The sequence below is a fragment of the Clostridium sp. UBA7791 genome, from assembly GCF_002480755.1.
Classification (GTDB): domain Bacteria; phylum Bacillota; class Clostridia; order Clostridiales; family Clostridiaceae; genus Clostridium_J; species Clostridium_J sulfidigenes.
Genome location: NZ_DLCT01000013.1, coordinates 101,529 through 117,854 on the forward strand (window position 1 = coordinate 101,529; position 16,326 = coordinate 117,854).

Consider the following 16,326-nt stretch of genomic DNA (forward strand, 5'->3'; position numbering starts at 1 on the left):
CAAATAAAATCATTCCAATTAATATTTTAACTATACAAAAATATTAATTATATACATAAATATTACATACCTTTAACCCTTTGTCAAATTAAATCAAGTATAATACTTATGCATATAAAGTAATTATTATTTTTAAAGGATTAGATTCTTAATTTGAAGTATCCGTTTGCTTTGGTTGATTATATTTATTAATCTGTCTTTGATTCAAAAGGTGAGATAATTCTTCCTCAGATATATCTCCAAAATTCTTAAATTCGTAGTCATTATCCTTAAAATATTTTATTATATAAGGAAGCGCCTTAGGTGTTGTAGAATTTGAGGCCCCATCGTGCATGAGTACTATAGCAGTATTGGGATCTATAAAAGTTTTTTTAAGCTCCTTTTTAAAGGTAGATAAAAGTTTTTCTACAGGCACATTTGTAGAAAGAGCATCCTCAATAGATATATTCCAATCCACATAGTACAATCCCTCATCACATAATTCATTTCTAATAGCTCTAACAGTTCCCTTATCTCCAATGGTAGTGCTAGACCCTCCAGGCATTCTCATGAATTTTGAAGGTTCATGACCAAGGACATCTGTGATAGCTTTATTAGCTTTGTCATAATCTTCTAAATATTCTTCCTTACTTGAATAGATGCAGTTCTTATGATTATAAGTGTGTATACATATTTCATGCCCTTGTCCTTCAACTTGCTTTAATATATCAGAATTTTCTTTAGCTAGCTCTCCTATAACAAAAAATGTAGCTTTAACATTTTCTTCTTCTAAAATCTTCAGTATCTTTAAAGTATTATTGGTAGGTCCATCATCAAAAGTTAGATATACTATTTTTTTTAAGTATTCCTTGTCAGTACATTCCCTATTGTCTTCAGCTAATGCTAAATTGAAAGTACAAAATATACATATAAGTATAAGTACAACCACAGAAGAATATTTTAATTTCTTCATTACTAATCCTCCTTATATAAATAGTTAATTATCTTAATATATATTGTGCTCTTATTTATAAAGATATACTATTATTTTAAAGGTTAAATTAACAAAAAGAGGTTGTCTCAAATTTAACATGAAACAACCTTTGTTAAAAATAATTTTTATCTATTTTATACAATTAGCTTTAGTAATAGTTTTTATATTCTCACACATTTCTTTTAAATATTCGTAATTAGCTATATCATAGTCAATCTCTTTTGGATTTAGAGGACTTCCAAAGTAAACTTTTGGATTGCATTGGGTTGAATGATCTTTTCTTCTAGTAAAAGAGGCTACATGAAGCTGATTAAACTTCAAAGTTTCGATCATCCATTTTACATTATGAGGTCTTACCCCCCCTGGAAGTATTTCAATTTTTCCCTTACTATACTTTATCAACTCTTTTAAAAGTTCTGCTCCATCTTCTATTGTATTTTTTTGTCCCTTAGTAAGAATTCTTTTTACACCTAAATCAACTAAAGTATCCAATACTTTAAAGGGATCTTTCACTACATCAAAGGCACGATGGAATACAGCTTCTCTATCTCCTATAATATCCATAAATCTTTTGCATAATTCTACATCAAGAGTACCATCTTCCCGTAATGCTCCAAATACTATACCATCAGCACCAGCTTTAATTGCTGCTTTCATATCTCGTTCCATGGTTTTAATTTCATATTCAGAATAACAAAATCCAGCTCCTCTCGGTCTTATCATTACCATAATAGGAATATCTACTAATTTCTTAGCTTCTTCAATAGTACCTATTGATGGGGTTATTCCCCCCAAAAACATATTTGAATTTAACTCTACCCTATGGGCTCCAGCTTTTTTAGCTATTATAACATCTTCTAGTGAACCACAACATATCTCTACTAAAACATTTTCTTTCATTATTAATTACCTCCATCTCAACCTTTTAATATGTAATATACTTCCTGCAAATAATTACATATTAATATATAACTATCTAAGTAAACTTAATATTAAAAATAGGTTGATCTGCTATAGCTTAAATCTTACAATACTTTCTCCTACTTCTTTATTATTATCATTAACAATAACCCTTGGAAATACCCTTTTTAGTCTATCTATAGTATCTTTATTTTTATAATTAATCTGCTCTAATATAGACGCTACAATTAGCGGCCATTCTTCCTCTGATCCGTCTATTATCTTAATTGAAAATCCAAGTCTTTCATCTCTAAGTCCAAAACAATATACTCCTTTTGCTCCACCCTTTGCAACTATATTATCATCCATTAAAAGTAATGAACATATTAAATCAGTACCGGAAACCATCTCATAATTTTCATTCATTAGTTTAGTAAGCTTTATTACAGCATCTCGTGTTAACTCATCCCCAATAGTGTCAGGACATGCCATCTTCATATAAGCCATAGCTAAATTTTTCATAGGCATTGCAAATACAGGAACTCCACATCCATCTGTACCAACTTTTATCTGTTCTCTTGGATATCCAGATATCATTGAAATGTGGGAAAGAATTTCCTGTTGTGCTGGGCTATTAATATTCCAATATTCCCTTTTATCACAGTTCATATCAGTGCATAAAGTTAAAATTCCCATATGTTTTCCTGAACAGTTGTGATAAATTCGTCTCTTTTCTCCACCATTTCTTAGTATTTCTTCTTTAGCATTCATTGATAATGGATATGTAGGTAAACATATAAGTTCATCTTCATCTATCTTGACTTTATCCATTATAGATTCTAATGCCGTAACATGAAATGGTTCTGCCCTATGAGAGCCTGTCATAACTGTAATTTCTTTATTACTAAGATTATACTTTGTATCAATGCCTCTCTTTATTAATGGAATAGCTTGTATTGGTTTTGCTGATGATCTCATAAAAGTTACAAATCCAGGATCACCTATAGAGTAAACAACCTGTCCATCTTCATTTACACAACATATATATCCTCTATGTACACATTCTAAAAGTTCTCCCCTATATTCTTCAATTAAAATCTCATCCATAATAACATTCATTCCTTTCGCTGTGCTCAATGCACAAAATTTTATGAAAGTGATTAACTTCTAAAACACTATCAATAATATAGACAAGTATAAAACAATAATATATATTAAATACACATAGGATAATTATTTATCCCATGTGTATATTTTAACATTAATTCTGATTTCATCCCATAGATTCCTTTATTTTGCCTCTTTCAATTCTATACAATCCTTATGATGAATTATATTTTTCTCCCAGGCTCCTTTGCGATACATTATATATCCAAAAATACATATTATAAGATTGCTAAAACTCATAGAAAACCATATGCCTACAGAACCTATATTTGTAAAATTCTTGAATAGTAATATCATAGGAAGTCTCACAAACCAAAGTCTTCCCACTTCCATCTCCATAGAATATTTAGTATGACCCGATCCCTGAAATACCCCTTGCAATACACTGAATATACCCATAAGTGGCATAGACCATGCTATATATTGCAAATATGTTATCCCCTCTAAAATTACCATCATGTCATCCTTAGACTGCATAAAGAAACCTATGATTTGTTTATCAAAAGCTAATAATACAATTAACCCTAAAACAGAAAAACCGATGGTAAGCTTTATGGCTTTTACAAAGGCTTCCTTCGCTCTTTTAAGTTGGTTACACCCTAGATTTTGACCTATAATAGACGTAAGGGCTGCTCCTATTCCCATGGCTGGTTGAATTACAAGAGATGTAATTCTATTTACCATAGCAAAAGCTGCTAGTGTAGCTGTGCCATAGGATACTATAAAACCATTTAAAGCCATAAATCCTAAGGCTGAACCAGATTGTCCAATAGATGATGGAAGGGCAACTGATATGATTTTCTTAATTATTTCTCTATCAAATCTAAAGTTCTTAAAAGAAGGTTTTACCTTAGATGATCTTCTCATCAATACATAAATTCCAGCTATTGCTAAAACAGCCTTTGACAATAGAGTTGCTATAGCTGCTCCTGCGATTCCCATATTAAATGTAAATATAAATATTGGGTCTAAAATCATATTAAGAACCGCACTAATTGCACTAAGGACAGTTGGAAATACTGTATTTCCCTCTGCATTCATTATGGAGTTAAAGTTAAAAAATAAAAACATAAAAGGCATATCTAAGAAGGTAATTCTTAGATATATTATACTATTTCTTGCGAGTTCCCCTGTACCCCCCATTACTCTTACAACAAAGGGAGATATTATATATCCTACTATAGCAAATAGTATTGAAGATAAAAAAGATACTACCAAAAGCTGACTTGCATACTTATTAGCCTCTTCATATTTATCAGCTCCTATAAACTGAGAAATGATAGATGTACCTGCTATAGATAAGCCCATTCCGATAGATATAAATAAAAAATTAACTGGCCAAACAAACCCTGTAGCTGCAAATTCTACTGATCCAATTTTACTTACCCATAATCCATCAACTAAATTATATAGTGTTTGTATTAAATTATTTATCATAATAGGAATTGCTAAGACACCTATTACTTTGTATAAGTTATCATTTAAAATAAAATTTCTTTTATTCTTAACCATGTTCCCTCCTAAATCACATTTAAATTTGTTATTACTACTATATATATTATATACCATAGATACTATAAATTTCTATAAAAAGCTTAGGATGTCGAAATATATTTTTTTCTAAATAAAACAGTGTATATTTCATGATTTTAAATTCATCATCATATACACTGTTCATTTATTTTTATTTATACTATTTTACATATTATAAAATAAATTTTGTGAAGGATACTCAGCATCACAAGTAACATCTATTCCCAGTTTTCTAAATATTTGCTCGTCACCAGTACTTAGAATAGTAGTAGAGTGAGCTTGACACCCTTTAAGCTTTATAAGTTTTTCTAAAGCAACTTGAGCCATAGGATTAGTAGCAGCACAAATGCTAAGGGCAATCAGTATTTCTTCTGAATTTAAAGATGTATTATTACTTCCTAAAGCATTGGTTTTCAAACTTTTTATAGGTTCTAATACCACTGGTGAAATTAAATGAATCTCATCAGATATGTTAGCTAGGTACTTTACTGCATTTAAAATAGCTGCTGAAGATGCATCCATTAGCTCTGAACTTCTACCTGTTAAAACAGTACCATCTTCAAGTTCTAGAGCTACTACAGGGCAGGCATCATTTTTGTTTGCTTCTAATTTAAGCTTACTAGAATATTCTCTAGCAGGAATGACTACTTTTCTATCCTCTGGTTTAAGATTTAAACTTTCCATAATTATTTTAATTCTTTGAAAAACCTCTGCATCTACATATCCTTTTTTATATTCAACACTAGTTTTAAAGTATCTTCTAATTATCTCCTGTATAGAAGCTTCCTTAACAACTTCATCATCAGTAATTCCAAATCCTACTCTATTAACTCCCATATCTGTTGGTGATTTATATATAGATTCTTTTCCAGTTATCTTCTCAATAATCCTCTTTATAACTGGGAACATCTCAATGTCTCTATTATAGTTTACTGCAACCTCATTGTATGCATCAAAGTGAAAAGAGTCTATCATATTTACATCTTTAAGATCAACAGTAGCTGCTTCATAGGCAATATTTAAAGAATGTTTCAAAGGCACATTCCATACAGGGAAAGTTTCGAATTTAGAATATCCAACAGCATTTCCTCTTTTATTCTCATGGTATAATTGATTTAAACAAGTAGCCAATTTCCCGCTTCCTGGTCCTGGTGCTGTTACTACTACTATTGGCTTAGTAGTTTCTATATATGGATTCCTTCCATAGCCCTCGTCGCTTACGATAGTTTCAACCTCTGTAGGATAACCTTTAATAGCTTCATGCTTATAAACTTTAATACCTCTACGTTCCAATTTATTTATAAAGATATTAGTAGCTGGTTGACCACTATAACGAGTTATAACCACACTATTTACCTGTAAATCATATCCTCTAAGATCATCAATTAATCTTAGTACATCCATGTCGTATGTAATTCCAAAATCGCCTCTTATCTTATTTCTTTCAATATCACCAGCATATACACAGATAATTATTTCTGCCTTTTCTCTAAGCTTATGAAGTAACTTTATTTTTGCATTTTCATCAAAGCCTGGCAAAACTCTTTTAGCATGCATATCAAATAATAGTTTTCCTCCAAATTCTAGATAAAGCTTATCATAATTATTTACTCTCTCTAAAATATATTTTGATTGTTCTTCCAGATATTTTTCATGATCAAATCCAATTTTCATCTTTACACCTCATCCTAATAATAAAACATACATATTATTATTACATATTTTCATCATTAGTAAAACCTAAATTAAAAATTTTTAATTTTTTTGTTAATTCTAAATTTGATGTTTATGATTTATTTCTGGATTTTATGCATTTAAAATTTCTGCTTTTAACTCCTCCATTAATTCCTTTACTGTAACTATACTTTTTATCCTATGGGCATTGTCTCCACAAAATACTAAAGCTTCATCCATATTTCCCTTAACACCATTTATTAGTGCTTCACTAATGCAATAAGGAGTTTCTTTTGGATTACAGTGAGATATACATCTATAGCATTTTTCCACTTTCAATTTCCCTTTAAAAGTATTCTCTACAAATGGATTACATATAGCTCTTCCTGGTAACCCTACAGGACTATCTACTATAACTATATCATCTTCTTTTGAATCAACATAAGCCTTCTTAAAATTTTCTGATGCATCACATTCTACTGTTGCTACAAATCTAGTTGCCATTTGAACTCCATCTGCACCTAGTTTTAGGTATTTAGCTATATCTTTTCCATCGTATATACCTCCAGCCACTACTACTGGAATTTCCTTATTATACTTTTCTCCATAAATTTTAGTTTCATTAATTATATCTACTACTTCTTTATCAAAGGCTTCTTCAGTCATATTTATATTTTCTTTTTTAAATCCTAAATGTCCTCCTGCTCTTGGTCCTTCAACTATAACCATGTCAGGGGCTACTTTATCATGTCTATCCCAAAGCTTCAAAATAACTTTGGCTGACTTTAAAGAAGATACTATTGGTGCAATTTTTACTGAAAAACCTTTGATTAACTTTGGTAATTCCATTGGTATTCCAGCTCCTGAGATTATAATATCCGCACCCCCTTCTATGGCTGCCTTAACATGCTCTTTATAATTATTCATAGCGACCATTATATTAACTCCAATAACTCCTCCATCAGTAGCTTTTTTTGCTAATAAAATTTGTTTTTTTAAAGCTCTAATGTTTGCAGCTAAATTATTACTTTCAAAGTCCTCTTCATCATATCCTACTTGTGCTGCAGATATAACTCCGATTCCTCCTTCATTAGTCACTGCTGATGCTAGTTTTGATCTAGAAACTCCTATCCCCATTCCACCTTGAATTATAGGCATAGGTACAAATATATTTCCTATCTTAAGACCTTTTATATTCATAAAAACACTACCTTTCAAATTAAGATATTTTACTTTGAATTTCAAATACTTTGATAATCAAAGTTTATTTTATTATAAGCCATTTTAATAATTGATGCAATAAGTATCCTAGTGGAATATATATATAATTAACTCATTCTTCATAAAAAATCTACTATTATATTTATAAAGGAATACAAAAATAAAAGAACTATAACATAAAATCATATGTATAGCTCTTATTCTTAATATTTTTCTTTATTTATTGAATTTTACCTTTTAAAATACCATTTATCTTTTTAGAAGTATCATCTATAAACTTATCCATTTCCTCTTCATTAAGATATATAAAATTCTCCTTAGTTTCTTCATTATCTCCTAAATAATATTCTGTTATATACTTAACTTGCTTCATTAAAGCCCCTTTAGGAAAATAATCTATATAATCCGGTACCTCGTCTATATTTTTGAATATAGTATGAAAAATAAAATTAGGATTTTTTTCTAAATATAAAAAATCTAATCCATACCAATCCTTTTTTATGGTCCAAATAAAACTTGCATCCTCTTTTAATTTTTTATTATATAAAGCATTTTTCTTTTTTTCATTGAAAAACTTAGACCATTCAATATCTGTAAGCAAGTGTATATAATATCCAAGGACATAAGAATATTTTGAGTATTCCATCAAATTATTTTTTAGATACCTATCAAAAAACCTCTCTGCATCTATATTATTTTCTTCATTAATCCAATGAGTAATTTTTTTTGGTGGATTGAAGCTACTCCAATCTTCATTCGGAACTCCAGAATCTGGACCAACATTTCCAAGTATAAATGCTATAGAATCTAAATCATCCATATTCTTCAATATGTTTTCTGCAATTCTAAGATGAGCTATCCAAGTTGCCATTAAACCCCTCCTTCTTGTACTATCCTACGACTTCTTGTTCATTAACTATAGTTTTTTTAGACTTTTTGGCTATAGCCATCATAAGACCTAAAGCTATTGATAAGAAAGCCGAAGCAACTACTCTATACTGTGGTGGCATTAAAAATACAAGGGTATGACATGGAATCCAGAAAAATGGAATTGTTTTTAACATACTAAACCCTATGAGCATATTAAAATCAATTTCTTTAACCAAATCATTTATAGTTACCTTTTTCATCCCTCTATATTTAACATCAATATATAAATCACAAAACTTATGAAATAAAAACATAAAAGGTGCAAAAGTAATATTCATCATAGCACTTGTTAAAAATGCATGTCCAAACTTTGAGCCATGGAAAGGTAATCTGCCTATATCTTGTGCAGCTAACACTCCTTCTGAATATAGTGTAAAGGCTAAAGTTATCATCATTCCAATTATTCCCCATATAATTGCTTTAAAAATTAATCCTTTAGTCTTTTGCCACTGTCCATGTAAAATTCTAGCTCCCAACATGTCTCCCATGGTAGCTAAAACAAAGAATTTAAAAAAGCCACTTATATATGGATATGCTTGTGTCATAGCCATAAATACTTCTCTAGTTGTTGGAACTACTAAAACTGCAGCCCATAAAAGTAATAAACCTCCCCATAAGTAATCCCCTAATTTCATTTGATTATTCTCCCCTTTTCTACTGTATCTTTTAAAATTTGTTATTTAATAAATATTATAACGTTTTCAATTCCATTTATCTACAATAAATTTTCATTTTTCAGAAACTTTTTATAAGTTGAAAATCTAGCTTAGTTATGTTACCATATTATTACATTTATATTCATATTTTACATGTTATTTCATTGAAGTATATTTAATTCTTTAATATTAAATAAAGTCTATAGGAGGACTATATGAACAATTCAATAAAGGACATATATCTTAAATACATTAGAATAAGTAAATTAAATAAATATATAAAATTGGAGTCAAAAGAAGATTTTAGAAATCTCTTTGCAAAAATGAAATGGGTTAGTTCTCAATGTAAACCTATTGTTCCTTTTTTTATTTCTACAATAATAATCAATTCTGCATTATCTTTAATTGGAGTTTATAATGCTATAATATCAAAATCTCTTATAGATGCTGCTATTAGTGGTAAAACTTCAACGGTTATTCAATGGCTCATTGTAATGGCCACTATAATGTTTGGAAGAATGCTCATATCTCCTATTACCTCATTTATGAGTACTAGGGCATCTACTAGACTCAATCAAGGTATGCAAAGTAAGCTTTATAAACATCTTACCTATAGTGAATGGATTGAACAATCAAAATTTCACAGTGTTAGCTTGCTTACTAGAATCACATCGGATGTAGGGACAATATCTTCAACAATATTAGGTACTATTCCTAGCATTATATCTCTGCTAGTAACTTTTATAGCTTCCTTTTCTACTCTTATTTATTTTGCTCCATCCGTAGCAATTGTAGCAGTGATAGTAGGTCCTATATTGCTTTTAATTAGTCGTTCCTTTGGTAGAAAACTAAAAAAACTATATAAAGAAATACAAGAAGAGGATATAAAATATCGCTCTTTCATTCAAGAATCTATTCAAAACTTAATGATAGTTAAAACCTTTTGTATGGAAAAATTTAATGTAGATAAACTCCATCTAATACAAAAAAAAAAATATGAGTTAGCTATGAGAAATACTAAACTTAGTGTTCTTTCAGGGATGTCCATGGGATTTTGTTCTACCATTGCTTATTTCTCTATATTTTGTTGGGGGGCTTTAAACATTTCAAAGGGATTGGGAACATATGGTACTTTTACCGCTATGATACAACTCTACAGCAATATTCAAGGTCCTATTTCTGGACTTGCTAACACTTTTCCAGCCCTTATAGGGTGTATCTCAGCTACTGAAAGACTTATGGAGATTGAAGAAATCTCTCTTGAAGATGTCAATGTTCCAAGTATTCCCGAGTCATTTAAGTCTCCCTATATTAAGTTTAAAAATGTATCCTTTAGTTATAGGGAAGGAAACCCTGTAATAAATAATGTAACCTTTAACATAGCTCCTGGAGAAATTGTAGCCTTAATTGGTCCCTCTGGAGAAGGTAAAACAACCTTAATAAGACTTTTACTATCGCTTATTCACTGTGATGAAGGAGAAATTACCCTAGGAAGCTATAACATAAGAAACAGTGATGAAATAGTTTTAAATAGAAATCATAGGGAACTTATTTCTTATGTGCCTCAAGGAAACACTCTCTTTTCTGGAACCATAGAGGATAATCTTCGCTACGGTAAAGATGATGCTAATTCAGATGACATTGAAGAAGCCGCAAAAGCAGCCTATGCATTGAAGTTTATAAACAAATTAGAAGATAACTTTCATACCTTAATAGGTGAAAAAGGTAGTGGAGTTTCAGAAGGTCAAGCTCAAAGGCTAGCTATAGCAAGAGCTCTACTAAGAAAAAGACCAATTTTAATCCTAGATGAGGTAACTTCATCTTTAGATGTTGATACAGAACTCAATGTCCTTAAATCAGTAAAAGAACTAGAACATAAACCAACCTGTATTATAATAACCCATAGACCTTCTGCATTACCTATCTGTGATAGAATTTTAAAACTTGAAAAAGGAACGCTGAAAGAGATTGAGAATAAAGTTATACTAGAAACTGCAGTAAATCAATAAATAAGCCACCAATGAAATTTTTAGGATTTCATTGGTGGCTTTACTCATATGTTACACTAATTCATCTTTTCCATCCCAAAGTTGAAAATTTAGCTACCACTGCATATCCACTTCTATTCTCTCCACCTGTAATAAAGTAAGACCCACACCGTGTCCATGCATGTGCTACCATCTCATTTTTTTCATTCTTTTTAACCCCTAGATAAATTGTAGTTGGTATTCCCTTTCCTCTCATCATTCTTTGTGCAGTAAGAGCTTTAATAAGGCACTTACTTTCCCATGGCGTATATCGTGAAGCACTAATAACTGCCCACTTTATGTCTCGCGCTATTCTATATGAATTTATATCTACCTCATCAGGCGACTCTTCTTTTACATTACCCAATCTCTTCCTAAGTTTATTAAAAGGTACAAAGATTATTAAAGTCCTATATATTCCTGTATATATATAAGCTTCTAGAAATTTCAACTTAATACTCCAATCTAAAATAGCAAAGGTTCTAATCTTTCTAGTTAATACTGATAAGCTCTGCATTTTTAAGTTTTCCTAAAAATTCTACTACATTTTCTTTACACTGACTCTTTTCAACCTGAAACTCTCCAAGCAATGTATTAATAATATTATTAACAGTAGAAGGCTCTTTAATAATCTCCCATATTCTACTTCCAACCTGGTTCATCATAAAATATTGACCTTTTTCTAAATTCATCATAACCACTTCACCATCTAAATCTGTAGCATCAATATCAGAGTTTCTTGTAATCTTAGAATTTAGTGTCATCTCCATGTTTTCATTAATTTCAGCAGATTTAACTTTAAGTTCTTTAATCTCCATCTCTCTCATCCTCTCAAATATAATTATAAATTTAACCCATATAATATTATGCTATTTATAAATGTAACTATAACTCCAATTATTAATATGAATTAACTTAAAAATTTACATATCCCTAAACCCTTTTTTCTCTTTAAATATCTCCTCAATAATTTCTATTTGATCATCCACCGTGTACTTATCCCTAGGCCTTGTAATTCTATAAAACTTAGCTTTTTGAGCGATCTCTATACAGTTTTTGAAATACTTAGGAGTCATACCTTCCATAGATCCTATATATTCATTTCTATATATATTTTTAATAATCTTATTAAGCTTTTCTACTCCCCTTATCTCTTCCACTCTTACATTATCAACCCCACCCATATCAAGCTCACAAATTGCTGTTAGTGGAAACTTTTCTTTAGAAAACCCATGAAAATCTGGAACTATATACTTTATCTTTCCATCAACATGAAAGCAAGGATAAGATTCTTTAACATAACACATATTCTCTAAAGCATCAAAGCATAGTTTATGGTAAGGAAAGCCTGGTTCAATGACTATTTTATTATCAAAACTTAATGCAGCTACATCATCTGCTACAAAATTATAGCCTTTTTTTACAAGTGCTGTAGTCAATGTCGACTTTCCAGCCCCCCTTTCTCCTGTAAATATAATAGCCTTTCCATTTATGACAACGGTGCCTCCATGAATAGCTGTTGACTCCCTTTGAAGTAGGAGAAACCCTAAGACACTTCCCATTATATAAACTTTCATAAGACTTTTATCACAATTCTCACAGGGATCTACTATCACAGTATTTCCATTTTCAATACAATAAGTAGCCACATGGTCTATATGAAACCAAACATGATCCTTTGTTACGTGAATACTTTTTCCCTCTTTAATTTCTTCTAAAATGTTATTGGGAGTTTGTCCATATAATATAGTTACAATGTCTTTATCTATAAAATCTTCATTTCTTTTAGGGAATTCTAGAATTTCTATATTGGAATCTATATTAAGTCCATATACTCTATAGAAATACTTTTTATCTATATACATACTTTCATTAAATCCTTTCTGGCATTCTATGTTTCTAATATTTCCTTAAATCAAGACACCTATATCAAGCTTTATTTTGATATAGGTATCTTGGACAAAAATTATGATTGTTTTGGTGCACTTCCATGATTTTTAGGATGCCATCTATTGTGCTTGTAACACCACACCCAATCTGGATGATCAGCAGGTTGAATATTAGGATTAGTGTAATCTTCATTATTAAATTTAATACTCATTGGTTCTTGCCAATTACAAAAATCAATATATTCAGTTTCATTTGTATCACTAGCAGCTAATTGTAATAATATTGGTTTCTTCCACTCTCTTTTCATTTTTTTCCTCCTTCTATTTAAATATCATCTATATACACATATTGTTTTATGTGTATAATTTTACCATCTTATTGTTTAAGATTCAATAGATGAGTTTATTATTTAAACCTATATTTGATAAAAATCTTTGCATGAAATCTGTTATTCATTACATGCTTTTTTCTAATTACTTTATATAATGTATTTAATAAACTATTACTTTTAAATTAACAAAACTAGCATTATTCTTTAATATCCATCATAATTATTTATATAATTAATTTACATTTATTTACTCTTATAGTAACATATTATAGTAGGGAGGTGAAAAGATGAAAACTTGGAACAAACCAGAATTAACAAATTTAAGTGTTACTGAGACTAAAGATACAAACCCCACATTTTGGAACCCACTTATAGGTGCATGTAAAAATCCTGCTGGTGCAGGCAATAATTGTCCATTAACTTGGGAAAGAGATTGTAAATATTATGAACTACTTAGCTTAGATCTTTGTACTGGATATGGAAAATGTACAAAAAAAATTCAACCAACTCCTCCAGATCCTCAAATTCCAACATCATAAGTTAAACATAAATATAGATAAGAAAGCCTATGCCTTCTTATCTATATTTATTTATTTGGTATAAATTACAAAATATTCATTATTAAAATATATTGGATTTAGAATTTTTGCGTTTCCATTTATAGTATTTCGAATATCATTAAATTCAAATAATCCTTTCTTTATGGTAGTTCCGCTAAAAATATACGGAGATGAGTTTTGGTTAAATACGTTTTCTCTTAAGGTAACTTTTCCGTTGGGATTACTATAGGTAGTATCAAACATATTTAAAACAGAATTACTACTGCTATTATTAACTTCATTATTATTAAATATAAGGTTTTTCATTTTTCCTGCTGACAGCTTTATGAAATCATCAGATGAAGAACTCATTTCTATAATATTATTCTCAATCTCTAATACTGTTGAACTTCCCCATGTTTGGGTAAGAAGGTTACAATCTATTATCTTGCATTTATTCAAAATAATAGTTCCTGTATTTCCATGGGTTCTTACTATAGATTTGGAAATGATACATCCATTCATTGAAGCATTTAATAGTACTGTTAAAACGCTATCTTCAATAATACAACTATTAAGTTCAGCACTTAAATAGCATTGTTTCATTTTCAAACTGCAATCTTTTAAATTTCCAACAATTCTCACATTTATAGTTCCATCACTAGTAACTATTGAATTAAAAATTATATCTTCCTCAGTCATTCTATCAATACTGCTATTTATAAAAGTTTCTCCATAAACATAAGGTCTTTCAGTCACTATAGTATTTCTTGGTTGCAATCTTAAATTACTATTTATAAACTGATTTTCTTTACTTTCAATTTTAGATGAATATTCATAGATTACAGAATTAGATTTAAATATATTTTTAATAAATTTATAATTAGTTGTTCTTCCCCACATATATACCATTCCTGTAAATTCATTTCCTTCAAATATAATATTATCTCCTGCGCAAGTAACTATATCTCCTGATTTATTCCCCATAAATTTATTATTTTCAACTTTAATATCCTGCATTAGATCCCATCCATCTTCAAAGTCAATAGCATAACCAGGTGCTTGACCTCCATTATTTTCAAAAATATTATTTTCTATAGTCCATTGCTGACCTCCACAAAATGCAATTCCTAAACTTCTATTATTTGAAATGTTGCAATTCCTTAAAATCATATTAGTAGGCGGCTCAAAATTACTAATCCAACCTACATAGCCTAAATTACTAGCTATATCTATCTGTGGAAATACAAATCTCACATAGACTGCTCCTTCTGGTATAATAACCTTTCTAAACTGAAGGCACTTCTCTGAAGAAATAAACTGATTATTTTTATCATAGAAATAAGATATATATTGGGGTTGCTTTATATAAGGATACCCTTGATATCCTAAAGTATATCCAAACTCAAATTTCCCGTTACAAGCTGAAATGTTATAAGCTTTAGTCCTAGAAACAATGTTACTTTCAATAATTTCTCCTTTTAGATTTATATCTCCAATCTGAAAATCTTTTACATAAACAGTATTATACCTATTTTTATTGTTACCGCTATTAGTAGCAACGCCATAACCTGGTACATTGATCACTGAAATATTATCTATAATACAATCTAAACCACCATTTACTACTAATCCACATCCCCACTCATGAGTTCCTGGTACTGTAATATAATCATGGGTTTCTTTATCTCCTTCTAAAATTCCATTGGTAAATATAAGGTTTTCTGCTCCATCTTCAAAGCTAACAATAGAATATCTTTCTAGTGCATTACTGTTAATTTTTAGAGTAGAACCATTTAAATCTATAGTTATATCTTTTAATTTAATTACTATTGGATTATTTTCATCTATTAAATAAATACCCTTTGGAAAGATTATCTTTTTATACTTTAGTGATGATGACATGAATTCTAAGGCTTTATTAATACCTTTAGATGTTTCTATAGGTGAAGTTCCATCGTTTTTAATATTAAAATATTTCAAATCAATAATATACTCAGTACTTTCCTTCTTTCTATACTTGAAATCTATAACTACATTGGGATTTTCTATAGTTAATATTACTTTTACTTTACTCTCGGTAATTAGATCATAACCTTCTATTGACTTTGCTTCATAATTATATTCTCCCATATCAATATTCTCTATATTAATAGAAGGTATTAATTTTTCATTTGTATCAATATTTATATAGTTAATTTCTATACATCCATAAATAGGCTCTGGTATATCCTTCTTATTATAATAAAATGTTATAGTATAATTTTTTATGAAGAAAATCACAAATAAAAAGATAGTGCCTTTTATTGGAGTATATCCATTAATATCTTTAGCTTTGTATATATATAATCCCGTCTTTACATTTTCATAAATATCTTTGGAGTATATTAATGCCTTAGTCTCATTATCTCTATATTCTATAGTAACTGTACTACTCATATCTTTTCTCCCTTTGGACTTTAATTTATACTATAGACTTGTCCTA

General features: G+C 29.6%; 15 protein-coding genes. 2 read left to right on the forward strand and 13 right to left on the reverse strand.

Annotated elements, in window-relative coordinates; genetic code table 11:
- Positions 1-148: 148 nt before the first annotated feature.
- The 8 genes from B3Z56_RS15950 to B3Z56_RS15985 form a co-directional block, all read right to left on the reverse strand.
- A complete protein-coding gene (locus tag B3Z56_RS15950; protein ID WP_346876920.1) occupies positions 149-952 on the reverse strand; it encodes a polysaccharide deacetylase family protein in 804 nt (267 codons plus the stop codon).
- A 150-nt stretch (positions 953-1,102) separates the two neighbouring features.
- Positions 1,103-1,873 carry a copper homeostasis protein CutC gene (locus B3Z56_RS15955; RefSeq protein ID WP_346876921.1) on the reverse strand — a complete coding sequence of 257 codons (771 nt, stop codon included), beginning with the start codon at positions 1,871-1,873 and terminating at the stop codon, positions 1,103-1,105.
- A gap of 111 nt (positions 1,874-1,984) precedes the next feature.
- Positions 1,985-3,010, reverse strand: a complete 1,026-nt coding sequence (locus B3Z56_RS15960; protein WP_346846612.1) for an asparaginase — start codon at positions 3,008-3,010, stop codon at positions 1,985-1,987.
- A 153-nt stretch (positions 3,011-3,163) separates the two neighbouring features.
- A complete protein-coding gene (locus B3Z56_RS15965) occupies positions 3,164-4,552 on the reverse strand; it encodes an MATE family efflux transporter (RefSeq protein ID WP_346879176.1) in 1,389 nt (462 codons plus the stop codon).
- 186 nt (positions 4,553-4,738) lie between these two features.
- Entirely contained in the window at positions 4,739-6,247 is a 1,509-nt protein-coding gene (locus B3Z56_RS15970; RefSeq protein WP_346846610.1) for a DUF1846 domain-containing protein, read from the reverse strand.
- Between the two features lie 132 nt (positions 6,248-6,379).
- Positions 6,380-7,447 carry a nitronate monooxygenase gene (locus tag B3Z56_RS15975; RefSeq protein WP_346846609.1) on the reverse strand — a complete coding sequence of 356 codons (1,068 nt, stop codon included), beginning with the start codon at positions 7,445-7,447 and terminating at the stop codon, positions 6,380-6,382.
- A 241-nt stretch (positions 7,448-7,688) separates the two neighbouring features.
- Positions 7,689-8,339: a zinc dependent phospholipase C family protein gene (locus tag B3Z56_RS15980; protein WP_346879177.1), complete on the reverse strand. Its 651-nt coding sequence runs from the start codon at positions 8,337-8,339 to the stop codon at positions 7,689-7,691.
- Between the two features lie 19 nt (positions 8,340-8,358).
- Positions 8,359-9,033 carry a hypothetical protein gene (locus B3Z56_RS15985; RefSeq protein ID WP_346876926.1) on the reverse strand — a complete coding sequence of 225 codons (675 nt, stop codon included), beginning with the start codon at positions 9,031-9,033 and terminating at the stop codon, positions 8,359-8,361.
- A gap of 236 nt (positions 9,034-9,269) precedes the next feature.
- On the opposite strand from B3Z56_RS15985, the gene B3Z56_RS15990 reads away from it, so the two are divergent.
- Positions 9,270-11,063: an ABC transporter ATP-binding protein gene (locus B3Z56_RS15990; protein ID WP_346846606.1), complete on the forward strand. Its 1,794-nt coding sequence runs from the start codon at positions 9,270-9,272 to the stop codon at positions 11,061-11,063.
- 61 nt (positions 11,064-11,124) lie between these two features.
- On the opposite strand, the gene B3Z56_RS15995 is transcribed toward B3Z56_RS15990, so the two are convergent.
- The 4 genes from B3Z56_RS15995 to B3Z56_RS16010 all read right to left on the reverse strand — a co-directional run bounded on the left by B3Z56_RS15995 (position 11,125) and on the right by B3Z56_RS16010 (position 13,278).
- Positions 11,125-11,598 carry a lasso peptide biosynthesis B2 protein gene (locus B3Z56_RS15995; protein ID WP_346846605.1) on the reverse strand — a complete coding sequence of 158 codons (474 nt, stop codon included), beginning with the start codon at positions 11,596-11,598 and terminating at the stop codon, positions 11,125-11,127.
- Positions 11,573-11,899 carry a lasso peptide biosynthesis PqqD family chaperone gene (locus B3Z56_RS16000; protein ID WP_346846604.1) on the reverse strand — a complete coding sequence of 109 codons (327 nt, stop codon included), beginning with the start codon at positions 11,897-11,899 and terminating at the stop codon, positions 11,573-11,575. Before B3Z56_RS16000 ends, B3Z56_RS15995 begins: the two co-directional genes overlap by 26 nt.
- A 105-nt stretch (positions 11,900-12,004) precedes the next feature.
- Positions 12,005-12,946 (reverse strand): hypothetical protein, encoded by a 942-nt coding sequence (locus B3Z56_RS16005; RefSeq protein WP_346879178.1) that lies wholly within the window; start codon positions 12,944-12,946, stop codon positions 12,005-12,007.
- Between the two features lie 101 nt (positions 12,947-13,047).
- Complete coding sequence (locus tag B3Z56_RS16010) at positions 13,048-13,278, reverse strand: hypothetical protein (protein ID WP_346879179.1); 231 nt, start codon at positions 13,276-13,278, stop codon at positions 13,048-13,050.
- Between the two features lie 311 nt (positions 13,279-13,589).
- Between B3Z56_RS16010 and B3Z56_RS16015 the strand changes: the two genes are divergently transcribed.
- The gene (locus B3Z56_RS16015) at positions 13,590-13,841 is read left to right on the forward strand and encodes a hypothetical protein (protein WP_346846601.1); all 252 of its coding nucleotides are present in this window, start codon (positions 13,590-13,592) and stop codon (positions 13,839-13,841) included.
- A 51-nt stretch (positions 13,842-13,892) separates the two neighbouring features.
- Here the strand turns inward: B3Z56_RS16015 and B3Z56_RS16020 are convergent, their stop codons facing one another.
- On the reverse strand, positions 13,893-16,280 hold the full coding sequence (locus B3Z56_RS16020; protein ID WP_346879180.1) for a right-handed parallel beta-helix repeat-containing protein: 2,388 nt from the start codon (positions 16,278-16,280) through the stop codon (positions 13,893-13,895).
- Between the last annotated feature and the right edge of the window lie 46 nt (positions 16,281-16,326).